Annotated in this window: 11 protein-coding genes; 10 read left to right on the top strand and 1 reads right to left on the bottom strand. The window is 37.3% G+C overall.

The annotated features are described in order from the left end of the window. Positions 1-16: 16 nt before the first annotated feature. A complete protein-coding gene (locus QM524_RS08795; RefSeq protein WP_095162274.1) occupies positions 17-1,255 on the bottom strand; it encodes a M16 family metallopeptidase in 1,239 nt (412 codons plus the stop codon). Positions 1,256-1,504: 249 nt separating this feature from the next. Here QM524_RS08795 and QM524_RS08790 point away from each other — a divergent pair, with 249 nt between their 5' ends. From QM524_RS08790 to QM524_RS08745, 10 genes are all read left to right on the top strand, one after another. Further along, the gene (locus tag QM524_RS08790) at positions 1,505-2,614 is read left to right on the top strand and encodes a tetratricopeptide repeat protein (protein ID WP_283344268.1); all 1,110 of its coding nucleotides are present in this window, start codon (positions 1,505-1,507) and stop codon (positions 2,612-2,614) included. Between the two features lie 229 nt (positions 2,615-2,843). Next, on the top strand, positions 2,844-3,551 hold the full coding sequence (locus tag QM524_RS08785; protein ID WP_095162278.1) for a class I SAM-dependent methyltransferase: 708 nt from the start codon (positions 2,844-2,846) through the stop codon (positions 3,549-3,551). A 40-nt stretch (positions 3,552-3,591) separates the two neighbouring features. Next, on the top strand, positions 3,592-4,287 hold the full coding sequence (locus tag QM524_RS08780; RefSeq protein WP_283344267.1) for a LamG domain-containing protein: 696 nt from the start codon (positions 3,592-3,594) through the stop codon (positions 4,285-4,287). A 348-nt stretch (positions 4,288-4,635) separates the two neighbouring features. Further along, positions 4,636-5,736 (top strand): glycosyltransferase, encoded by a 1,101-nt coding sequence (locus QM524_RS08775; protein WP_283344266.1) that lies wholly within the window; start codon positions 4,636-4,638, stop codon positions 5,734-5,736. A gap of 184 nt (positions 5,737-5,920) precedes the next feature. Continuing rightward, positions 5,921-6,652 (top strand): TylF/MycF/NovP-related O-methyltransferase, encoded by a 732-nt coding sequence (locus QM524_RS08770; RefSeq protein ID WP_283344265.1) that lies wholly within the window; start codon positions 5,921-5,923, stop codon positions 6,650-6,652. Positions 6,653-6,811: 159 nt separating this feature from the next. After that, a complete protein-coding gene (locus QM524_RS08765) occupies positions 6,812-8,320 on the top strand; it encodes a lipopolysaccharide biosynthesis protein (RefSeq protein WP_283344264.1) in 1,509 nt (502 codons plus the stop codon). Positions 8,321-8,334: 14 nt separating this feature from the next. Continuing rightward, positions 8,335-9,549 carry a glycosyltransferase gene (locus QM524_RS08760; protein WP_283344263.1) on the top strand — a complete coding sequence of 405 codons (1,215 nt, stop codon included), beginning with the start codon at positions 8,335-8,337 and terminating at the stop codon, positions 9,547-9,549. A 53-nt stretch (positions 9,550-9,602) separates the two neighbouring features. After that, positions 9,603-10,412, top strand: coding sequence for an FkbM family methyltransferase (locus tag QM524_RS08755; RefSeq protein WP_283344262.1), 810 nt, complete (start codon positions 9,603-9,605; stop codon positions 10,410-10,412). A gap of 202 nt (positions 10,413-10,614) precedes the next feature. Beyond that, positions 10,615-11,463, top strand: a complete 849-nt coding sequence (locus QM524_RS08750; RefSeq protein WP_283344261.1) for a CPBP family intramembrane glutamic endopeptidase — start codon at positions 10,615-10,617, stop codon at positions 11,461-11,463. A 129-nt stretch (positions 11,464-11,592) separates the two neighbouring features. After that, complete coding sequence (locus QM524_RS08745) at positions 11,593-12,423, top strand: MOSC domain-containing protein (RefSeq protein WP_283344260.1); 831 nt, start codon at positions 11,593-11,595, stop codon at positions 12,421-12,423. Positions 12,424-12,480 lie beyond the last annotated feature (57 nt).

The raw sequence follows: 12,480 nt of genomic DNA, 5'->3' as shown, positions 1-12,480 counted from the left end.
ACCAGTATGTAATATTTTATGCCTCTGAGCGATAGTATAACGTTGAACAATTTTCTGGTCTTAAAACATCTTTGATTGATGTCGACAATTGTTCGGCGTTGACAGCTTGAATTTTTTCTGTTTCTTGGTTGACCGACTCTGGGTCGCCTGCATTGGCCGCCACAGCCAAATTCATAGCACGGTTCAGAAGTTCTACTTCCGAGAAAACCAAGGTTGACTCAGCCTGATTTTTTACCTTTGTCAATTCTTCTTCATCAATTGGCTGAGATAAAAAGTCGTTTAATACTTCTTGAATAGCAGCATCACCTTCTTCAATGCTAACACCGCTATTAAGATTACCTTGAATAACCAATAGACCAGGGTCGAGCGATGCCGTAACGTAAGCATTTACAGAGTTGAAAAGTGGGTTTTCTTTCACCAATTTATTGTATAATCTTGATGATTTACTACGTCCCAAAATATCACTTGCCAAATCTACCGCATTAAAATTATCCGCATATCTGGCAGGAGTATGGAATACTTTGTAAACAGCATCTAGAGGTACTTTGGCGTTTGTTTCCAGAAAACGGGCTGCCAATTGGCGAGGTTCCTGAGGTAAGTTTCGTGGTGTTACATTACCTGCTGGAATAGGCTCAAACCATTTTTTAGCTAATTGTTTTACTTGTTCCAATGTCACATTTCCTGCCACAACCATTACGGCATTGTTGGGTAAATAATGTTTGTAAAAAAACTCTCGTACATCGTCCATAGTTGCATTTTCGATATGCGAAATTTCTTTTCCAATCGTAGCCCAACGGTACGGGTGAGTAGTGTATGCCAAAGGACGAAGTTTGAGCCAAACATCACCGTAAGGCTGATTCAAATAGCGTTGTTTGAACTCTTCAATTACTACTTTTTGTTGCACTTCTAAAACTTTTGGATCGAACGAAAGCGAAAGCATACGGTCTGATTCGAGCCAAAAGGCCGTTTCTAGGTTCACTGAAGGAAGTGTGATATAATAATTGGTAATATCTGGCGAAGTAAAAGCGTTATTTTCGCCACCCACACGTTGTAGTGGGGTATCATAACTCGCAATGTTTTTGGAGCCACCAAACATCAAGTGTTCAAACAAGTGAGCAAAGCCCGTTTTGTTTTCGTCTTCATCGCGCGAGCCAACATTATACAAAATATTTACTGCTGCAATGGGAGTAGAATGATCTTCGTGAACGTAAACTTTAAGTCCGTTGTTCAGTATAAAATGTGAATAGCTTATCATATATGCCGAGTATGAGTATAACCCAAGTCTTGTGGTTCTCTCTGTGGTTTGACGAACAAGGGTCTGGTCGAAAATAAAGACAAAACAATCTTTTAAGACTCAAAGCAAATTGCCATGGCTTAATTGAATAGTAAACACAAATGTACATAAATCGGTTTGATTTGTATTAAAAGACTTTACCACATATATTGCTAACCTTATCGTCGTAGTATAGATTGATTACTTGCATCAATACGCAACCAAAAACTTATGAAGAAATTTATCACATTGCTTTTACTCTTAAGCATCTCTTTCAACATCTCAAAAGCTCAAATTTTAAACGATACTAATGTTCGTCACCAAATTCAGGCAGGTTTAGAAAAAATGTATTCTTATGATTTTAAAGAATCAACAGAAATCTTCCAGAAAATTAGAGCTCGTTATCCTAATCATCCTGTTTCTTATACCTTAATGGCACTGCAAACAGAACTTCAATATTTTCCATTGAAAGACTATCCAGCACAGCAAAAAGTGTATTTAAACTATCTGATTCAGAGTCGTACTTTGGCAGAAGCTATGCTCGACAAAGATGATGATGATATAGAAGCCAACTTTTTTGAATTGGCAACACTTGGGTATATAGCGGCTTATGATGCCGATAATCAGGAATTTATGAAGGCTGTTGGAGTTGCTAAAAAAGCCTATAGTTATTTGAAAAAAGGTTTAGAATGGACAGAAAAACAACCAGAATTTTTGTTTTCTTCGGGGATCTACAACTACTATCGTGTTGAATATCCCGAAACTCATGCTTTGATTAAGCCTTTCATGTTCTTTTTTGCAGATGGAAATAAAAAGCTTGGCTTACAGCAACTAGACTTGGCGACACGCAAAACTATTTTTGTGAAAAACGAAGCGACTTTTTACGCGGGTTATGTATATATGAAATACGAAGGCACGCCAGCCAAAGCATTGCATTATAATTCGATGTTGATAGAAAAATTTCCAGACAATTTATTGTATCAAATGCAAAGAGCTGAAATCTTGACAGCTCTCAACAAGTTTGAGGAGGCTGATGATTATGTAGCTAAGCTTCAAAAACAAAAAGGAATTATGTTCCAATGTGCAGCCTCAATCTTTAAAGGAATTCAATTAGAAAGACAGCATAAAGACGACCAAGCAGAAGCATATTTACTAAAAGGTGTCAAAATGCCTTACGATGAGCGATTTACGAAAGATTATCATGCGTTGGCATATTTGAGTTTGGCAAAAATTGCTCGTAGAGAAGGCAATCAAGATAAAGCCAAAGAATATGTAAAGAAATGTTTGAAATTGGCAGAGTATAAGTCGACAACAGCCGAAGCGAAGGCATTTTTGAAGTAAAAAGATTAACACAATTTGTACAAGTATCAAAGCTCTCAGTTCTACTGGGAGCTTTTTGCTTTTAAACAGCAAAATTTAGTAGCTTTGCAAATTGTTTTGAAAGGTATGAGTACAACGTTTCTGACTTTGATAAACATCTAATCACCAACATAGACAAAGCGATTATTTGACTTGTTTATAAATGGATATTTTTATAGAAAGTCCTTCAAGACAAGATTTATAACCAATCATGATGACTGAAAGAGAAGCTGGAATAGAAAGACTATATCCCTCATTATTTGGGCGAATGGCCGCTCGTTATTATTACTTGCGTAAATTGCGCGCACAAATCGAGGAGGTTGTGCAATTGTTTTTGGCCAAAAGTCCTCAAAAACTTACACTAGCAGATTATGGCTGTGGCAATAAGCCTTATGAGCCAATCGTAGCTCCTTTTGTAGCCCAATATTTGGGTATTGACCTTGAACTTAACCCCATTGCAGATATTCATATTGCTCCAACAGGCGCTATCCAGCTCGATGACGAGAAGCTTGATGTTGTGCTTTCGACACAAGTACTTGAACACGTTGTGGATCCCAAGCAGTATTTACAAGAAGCACATCGTGTTTTAAAAAATGATGGACTATTAATTTTGAGTACGCATGGTTATTGGATGTTTCACCCTGATCCAACAGATTTTTGGCGTTGGACATCGACAGGTCTGCGCAAAATTGTAGAAGATGAAGGCTTTGAAGTAGTGTATTTTAAAGGCATTATTGGTCGTGCAGCGATGGGACTCCAACTATTTCAGGACGGGTTATTATTTAAACTTCCCAAATTTCTTCGTCCTCTTTTAGCTATTATTATGCAACCTCAGATTATCTTTTTTGATAAAATTACAGCGCAAGATACTATTGATAAAGATGCTTGTACGTATGTGTTGGTAGCGAAGAAAAGGTAGTATTGGTACTTAGCTCTGAGATTAAATCTCATTCTTGTTCATGAAATTTATTCACTATATTCCATTATTATTATGTTTTTTGGGGTGTAAAAACTCTGATTTAAGTCCCAAAGACTTTATTTCATATTATTCATTTAATGGAAACACGAATGATTTGAAAGGAACCAATAATGCTATCAGTATTTACCGTGCTCGACTGACAGATGATAAAAATGGTAATGCCAATAGCGCTTATTACTTTGATGGAAACTCTTATATTGAATTTCCAAAGCCTGCTATTAAAAACGATTTTACGGTGTCACTGTGGGCTATGATTGAATCTGTTCCAACAGAAGGTACTATTAGAACAGCTATGTCCATAGGTTCTTCGGGAGGAGATCAACTTATCAATATATCTAACAATTATTATGGCGTTTCGGGTTGGGCTTTGACCAGCTACAACGAAGATGGTAGCAATTTGGTAGTCACACTGAATACATTGTCTTCTATGGTTGCCCAAAAGTGGGTGCATTTAGCTTTTACTCGTGATGGGCATAACTTTAAGGCCTATATAGATGGAAAGCAAATGGGAAGTTTGCCCGTAGAGGGAAAATCTGCTGGATATGGCTATGGAACTCAAAGGTTTTATGTGGGGAATAGACATACAGGACAAGGATTTATTGGTACCATTGATGAAGTGAAAATATATAAACGTGCCTTGTCAGTAGAGGAAATAGGTCAACTTTCATCAAACTAAATAGAAAGAAGTTCTTTGTTAATCGTATATCAGCTGTAAGTTATCGTGCAAAATAAAATTTAAGATTGTGCTTTAGGCTTTCAGGTATCGGCTTTCGGCGGTGGGCTTTGGAAAAAAGCATGGCTGTGGTTACTAAAAAACATTTTAATACTCTTTGCCTTGCGCCTGTTGCCTAGTGCCTAAACACATAAATAACTCTCATTCTGCACGATTACTTAATACTTCCTAAATTGAGAAAAGAGATTCAAAATCCAGTTTTAATACAACTTATATTAAAACAAGATAGAAGGATAAATATTATCCTTCTATTTTTGTTTTCGAGTGTACATTTTTAATAGCCGATAGATAATGAACCTTTGCTTTGCATATCCTAATAAGTTTCGATTTAGTGAAACTTTTATCCATGACCAAATAGAACAACTGCAACCTAAAATCACGATTTATGAAGGTTGGTATCCCTCTCTTGACAAAAATGATGTATCCTTTCTTCCTTTCCCTTTCAATATTCTTTATGTACGAGGAGGTTTGAGGAATGTGCTACCTAGTTTGTATCATAAAATTTATACGTTTTTCTTAGCCAGATATTTAACCAAAAACAACATAGATGTTGTCTTGGCTCAATATGGACCTATGGGAGCAACAATCAATTATGCTTGTGTAAAGGCTAATGTTGGATTAGTGGTTCACTTTCATGGATTTGATGCAAACGACAAAGCTACATTAGACAAGTATTTGCCTGCTTATCAGCAGATGTTCAAGACGGTGAAAGGTATTATTGCTGTTTCAAGGGATATGAGAAATAAGTTAATCGAGTTTGGAGCAGATCCTGATAAGGTAATATTCAATTCTTGTTTTGTCAATACGAGTTTGTTTACCTTGGGTAAGCCTGAGAACAACGATAAGATATTCATGGCAGTGGGTAGATTTACGGCTAAAAAATCACCTTTTTCAACTATAAAGGCCTTTCATAAGGTGTTGCAAACAGTACCAGATGCCAAACTAAAAATGATAGGAGAGGGGGAGCTTTGGGATGAGGCAAAAGCTTTAATAAAAGAGTTGGGAATAGAATCTCAGGTTGAATTACTAGGTGTAAAAAGACCCACAGAGATTATAGATTTACTGAAAACGGCAAGAGTTTTTGTCCAACACTCGATGTTTGCGCCAAATGGCGATTCAGAAGGCACACCTGTATCAATTCTGGAAGCTTCGGCCGTTGGATTACCAATTGTGAGTACCTATCATGCAGGTATCAAAGACGCTGTAGTTCATGAAAAAACAGGATTTTTAGTGAATGAGGGTGATTGGGAACAAATGGCAAATTACATGACTCAGCTAATTAATAATCCAGAACTTTGTGGAGAAATGGGACGAAGCGCTCGCCAACACATGGAAGATTACTACGAAATGTCGAAAAGAGTTGATACGCTGAGAGAGATATTGGAAAAATGATATTTCTACGAAGGTTTAGAAAGTAGCATTTTATGATTAGATTGTCTATTTTTGTGGGCTTTATATAGGTATGTAGCCGCTATGATAAATCATCTGGCGGCTATTTTCAAAATAGACACAATAGATTCACATATTTTCTGAGCGATAGAGCTCACAATCCATTTCCGTTTACTCCAATAAATTTATGATTAGCAAATTATTAAAACCGTTTGGCTATAAAATTGCCAAAGTGCAAAAAGAAGAGGATTTTATCAATGATCCAACATTCTTAAAAATCTTGAAGGCTTGCCAGCCTTACACCATGACAAGTATTGAACGTATGTATGCACTCTATAATGCAGTTAAATACATAGTCAAAAATAATATTGCTGGGAGCTTTGTGGAGTGTGGTGTTTGGAGAGGTGGAAGCTCAATGATGATTGCGCTAACACTAAAGGAATTGGGCGTGAGCAACCGTGCAATTTATTTGTATGATACCTACGAAGGTATGTCAGAACCAACAGCCGACGATGTGGATTTTCGTGGTGGACAGGCCAAGGAGTTGATGGAGCAAAATGTGGAGAATAAACAAAATTCTGTGTGGTGCTTGGCTGACCTAAATGATGTTCAAAACAACATGCGTTCGACAGGATACCCTCAAGATTTGGTACATTTTGTAAAAGGAAAAGTAGAAGATACTATTCCTGCTACGATGCCCGAAGCACCGATTGCGTTGTTGCGTTTGGATACAGACTGGTACGAGTCTACCGCTCATGAGTTGAAATATTTGTATCCTTTATTGATTCAAAAAGGAGTTTTGGTAATTGATGATTATGGTCACTGGGAAGGATGTAAACGTGCAGTTGATGAGTATTTCAACGGTTCATTGTTGTTAAACCGTATCGATTACACAGGTCGTATTGCAATAAAAAGTTAATAGCTAAAGAAATACAATTAGGAAGTTTTAATTCCAATTTGGTCGTTTTGTAAAGAAGTTTAAGAGCGGTAAAAAGTGATTAAATGTATTGATAAATAGTATTTTATGGATAAATGTTTAATCGCTCAATCACCAACTTGCTAAATCACTCAATAAATTATGGGCATTATTATTCGTCAAGGATTAAAAAGTTCAATCGTTACTTATGTAGGAACGGCAGTGGGGGTATTGAACGTCCTTGTTATTTACAATAAATTTTTGACGCAAGAACAGTTTGGTCTGTATGCTTCGGCTATGGTCAGTTTTACAACAGTTTTTGCTTCATTTGCCCAAATTGGGGTGCCACATATTGCTACCCGCTATTTCAATCGTTTTGCAGATGACGAAAAACGCCATAATGGCTTTTTAGGTTTTTTATTGGTAACCCCATTGGTAGGTTTAGGCATCTTCGCAATTTTGTATCTTTCTTTACAATCGGTTTTCAACGGAATTTACGAAAGCAAGTCGCCACTACTGAGTCAGTATTACTATTATATGTTACCACTGACTTTTTGTATTGCTTATATTTCGGTGTTAGAAGCTTATGCAAAAGTGCATTTGCGTATAGTAGTACCTGCTATTATTCGGGAGTTAGGACTGCGATTGTCCAACGGTTTGTTAGTCATTCTTTTTGGATTAGGATATATTTCTTTCGAACAATTAATTGGTATTACAGTAGTAACCTACATACTTGGTATTATTGCTTTGTTTGCGTATATCAAAATACTTGGTAAGCTATATTTGACCATTGATTGGAACATTTATAAGAGTCCCTTATTCAAGGAAATGTACCAATATGGTTTATGGGTATTATTAGCTGGAGCTAGTTTCACGTTGATTCAGCACGTAGAGAAAATCATGTTACCTGCCTACGACGGAGGGTTAAATACTACGGCGATTTTTGATATTGCTTCCAGAATAGCCCTTGTGATTGCTATTCCACGAAATGCCATTGCTTCTATCAGTTTGCCTTTGTTGGCAGAATCTTGGCAGAAAAATGATATGGCACATATCGAGGAAATTTACCGAAAATCCTCTCTTGTCTTGTTTATCGTAGGAGGCTTTTTATTTCTTGGTATTTGGTGTAATGTAGACGAAATTTTCCAACTTTTACCCAAAGCAGATATTTATTCGCAAGGTCGTTGGGTGGTGTTTTTCTTTGGTATGAGTAAGGTGATAGATATGGCTACAGGATTGAATTCGGAGATATTAATTAACTCAAAATACTATCGCTACGATTTGGCCTTTTATGTGTTGTTGGCAGTGTTGATTATCGTGACAAACTTGATTTTAATCCCCATTTACAGCTTTAATGGTGCAGCGCTGGCAGCACTTACATCGGTCGTGGTATACAATGCTACGAAATATTTCTTTATTTTATTCAAACTCAAACTGCAACCATTTACTGCGGCGACTGTAAAAGTTTTAGGATTGTTTATATTGACCTATTTCTTGGCAACGCTTATTCCTACGTTAGGGTCTGGATTGGTAGGGATAATGATGACAGTGGCAGTACGTTCCTTATTGATTTGTGCTGTATTTGGAGGAGGCGTATTGTATTTCAAAATATCCGAAGATGCCAACAAAACGGTAATGGGTATTTTACGTAAACTAAAATTGATCAAATAGCTAAAGCTAACAATATGAAGATATTATTCACATTTGGTGGATTGCCGCATTATTATAATTTAGTACTCAATCGACTAAACCAAGTAGAAGGTCAGGAGATTGTGGTGATTGCTCCTAAAAGCCAAGGAAAAAGTGTAGGTGCAGGAGTGCATCAAACTTTGGATGGTGTTGAGTTTAAGGTACACTTTTTGGAAGAGTACAAAACTGCTTGGGGAAAGCCGTTTTTTAAGAATTTTCTGGAAACAATTGAGGCCGAAAAACCAGATGTAATTGTTACTATTTGGCCTTATATTTTGACCTTTGTTTATAATCCTTTATTGCTTTGGAAAATCCGTAGCATGGGTATCAAATTGATATTGAAAGAGATTCCTTTTAATATCCCAAAATTCCAAGAAGCGCTCGATTATTATGCCAAAGGTGGTGCTGTAACAGAAACCCTGAAAACTGAATTGAAACCTTCCAGTTTGGCATTCAAACTGAAGTACAGCCTACTCAAATATACCTACAAAAGAGCTTTTAACATGGTAGATGCTCACGTGGATTATACCGAGGAGGCAATAGATGTTTTTGGAAGTTATGGCGTGCCAAAGGAGAAGATTTTTGTAATTTATAATTCACCAGATACGGATATTATCTTCAACGAAAGAGCGAAAATCGAAGGAGTAAACACCGTTTTGCCAGATAATCCTCTACGACTTTTGCACGTTGGACGCTTAGTAAAATGGAAACGTGTGGATTTGCTGATGGACGTATTTGCCAAATTGCTCAAAAAGTTTCCTATCGCTAAATTAGCCATTGTAGGTACGGGCCCTGAACTAGATAATCTCAAGCAACAAGCGAAAGATTTAGGAATAGAAGAAAGTGTTGAATTTGCTGGTGCAGTGTATGAAATGACGCAGTTGGGGCAATATTTCAATGCTTCATTGGTGTATGTATTGGCAGGAATGGGCGGTTTGTCTATCAACGATGCAATGTGTTTTGATAAACCAATTATTTGCTCAGTAGCAGATGGTACCGAGAAAAAGCTCGTTCGTGATGGATATAACGGCTATATCTTTAAAAATGGAGATGCCAAAGATTTGTACCAAAAGCTTGAAAGTATGATGAGTAATCCAGAAAAAACGAAGGAAATGGGATTACGCTCTGGCGATATCATCAAAAATGAGGTGAATATTCACGTAGTGATTAAAAACTATTGTGAGGCGTTTAAGTACGTCATGAAAAAATAAGTTTTGATTTGAAAAAGAGGTTTTTATAACTCCATAATCACGCATTCCAAGCTATGTTATTTGCCTTAAAATATTTCTTAAAATACCCGTTCCACCATATTCGCACCTCAGAAGCGCGCGAATTGTTGGGCTTAATGGCCAAATTTGGTACCGTACCACGCTATCAACCTCGAACGATTTCGTTTCAGGGTGTTACGTTTTTAGTGCCAGATTGTATGTCATTTTTGTTTCAGCATGAAGAGATTTTTGTGGGACAAAGTTATCGATTCCAAAGTAGTACCGATAGTCCTGTTATTTTGGATTGTGGAGCTAATATTGGTACGAGTTGTTTGTTCTTCAAAAAACTGTATCCAAAAGCTAATATTACAGCTTTTGAGGCCGACCCACAAATTGCTAAAATCTTGAAAAACAACTTGACGTCCAATGGTATTCAAGGGGTCAATATTGTCGATAAAGCTGTGTGGGTTCATGACCAAGGAATCGAGTTTGTGACCGAAGGTTCTGACGGTGCTTCGATTTATGGTGAAGGCGAAAAACAACGAATCGAGTCTGTCCGTTTGAAGGAATATTTGCAAAAATATCCAAGTATTCAAATGTTGAAAATGGATATCGAAGGTGCCGAAGTAGAGGTTTTTCAAGATTGTGCTGATAGTATTGGACATATCGACCATATCTTTATTGAGTACCATTCTTTTCCAAATCGCCCGCAAGACCTAGATGTATTGCTTTCTATTTTGACAAAAAATGGTTTCAGATACTTCATCCGTGATGCCCAAGATAGACCAGTACCGTTTATAAATCATGCTTACAAAGCCAATCCTTCGATGGATTTGCAGTTGAATATTTTTGCAGTGAAAAAATAATTGGTTTTGGGTAAAACAATGCCAAACAGAGATAGAGATGTTTTTTAATCTGTGTTAAAAATATCCCTATCTCTGTTTTTTTTATTTGTATTTTTCTACACCCTTTCAAGGAAGTAACCTCCTCTTCATTTACATTTGTAATACAAAGAATTTCAAAACACCTGAACGCTGAGCCTTCTATTTAACCTAATCCCAAACCTCTATGTTAGCACAAAATGATTTTCTGGCACAAGCCAAAATTGGTAATAATCAGCCTTGGAGATATGTTGTAGGTATGATTTTGGTATTGCTGGCGCTACTGATATTTAGTATTCCGCAAGTGCTGGTTACAGATATTAAAGGTGGATACCCAACAGTGGCTTCGCATTGGTATTTGTTGGTGGCAATAGGCAGTTTTGCTGGAGGAATTTTGATGTTGTGGGTTTGGTTGCAGAATAGCCATCACCGAGCATTTCAAACCCTGATTACTCCACAAAGCTCTGTCAATTGGAAACGTGTTGCTAGTTCTGCGGCAGTATGGCTGGTATGTACCGCAATCGTAGAATTTGGTATGTATTTGGTTTTTCCTGAGATGTACCGCTTTACTTGGAATCCTCAACAATGGTTACCTGCATTTATAGTCGGTTTCTTGTTTTTGCCCATTCAAACTAGTTGTGAAGAACTCATATTTAGAGGTTATTTATTTCAGGCAATCGGTTCGAGAAATGTGGTAGCGGGGCTTGTGATTAGCTCTGTCTTTTTCGGATTAATGCACAGTGCTAATCCCGAAACGGCAAAAGTAGGTTTTGGTTTGGCTATGACATATTACATCGGTGTAGGCTTATTTTTTGCCTTATTGACCTATTTTGATGGGAAGTTGGAACTAGCTTTAGGCATACATGCTTCTAATAATATATATGCCTTCTTGTTTGTGACCTACCCCGATAGCGCATTGCCTTCGCCTTCTGTAATAACCATGACCGAATTAAACTTTCCGCTTATGATTATAGGCTGGTTGTTGGCTGTGGTACTTTACACCGTGACGATCAAGTGGGTGTTTAGGTGGATATAAAATTTTGAGATAACGTGAAACAAATCAATGTTTCTGAAATAAAATAAACATTTTGCCTATGCCTACGGCTTACAGCCAATCGCATAACAATCTAAAACAGTCTTAGCATTTTAAAGTAAAAAAACGACTATGCAACTTTCTGAAATCTGGATTTATCCTGTCAAATCTCTAGGTGGTTTTAGTGTCCAACAAACAGAAGTCACTACTCGTGGGCTAAAATATGACCGTCGATGGATGCTTATTGATGCCGACAACGTGTTTGTCACTCAACGACAAGTGGGAGATTTGGCATTGTTTAAAACGGCTATTGAAGCGAATACACTTCATGTTACACATAGTCCTACAGGAAAAATATTGTCGGTAAATATCGGAGAATACTTACCCGAGGCCATTACCGTAGAAGTTTGGGATGATGAGATGGATGCGCATGAAGTATCCGAGGTGGCAAGTGCATGGTTTAGTGAATTGCTTGGTAAACCTGTAAGATTGGTCTATATGCCTGACGAAAGTTTACGACCTGTTGATCCCCAGTATGCCCAAACGCCTGAAGATATAACCTCTTTTTCGGATGGGTATCCTATTTTGGTAATTGGACAGTCGTCCTTAGACGATTTGAATAATCGTTTAGAAAAACAAATTCCGATTAATCGTTTTCGTCCAAATTTTGTCTTTACTGGAGGGAGTGCTTTTGAAGAAGAGTCTTGGTTTGAGTTTTCGATAGGTAAAACATCTTTTAAAGGGGTAAAACCATGCTCAAGGTGTATTGTCACCACCTTGAATCACGAAACAGGGCAGAAGACTGGAAAAGAACCATTACACACCCTTTCGACCTACAGAAAAGCTGGAAATAAAATCTTATTTGGACAAAATGTACTGATTGTTCAAACTGGAACAGTAAGTGTAGGAGAAGAAATAACAGTGCAAACAACACGCCAGTTGGCTAAGTTTTCGATAAGTTAAAAGCTATACAAAGCAATTGCGCGCTTAGATTGTGGCGGTAGCATTTGAATATGATCC

The sequence above is a fragment of the Flectobacillus roseus genome, assembly GCF_030056595.1.
GTDB lineage: Bacteria > Bacteroidota > Bacteroidia > Cytophagales > Spirosomataceae > Flectobacillus > Flectobacillus roseus.
Note: the sequence above shows the minus strand (reverse complement) of the source record. Positions and strands in the feature narration are given on the sequence as shown.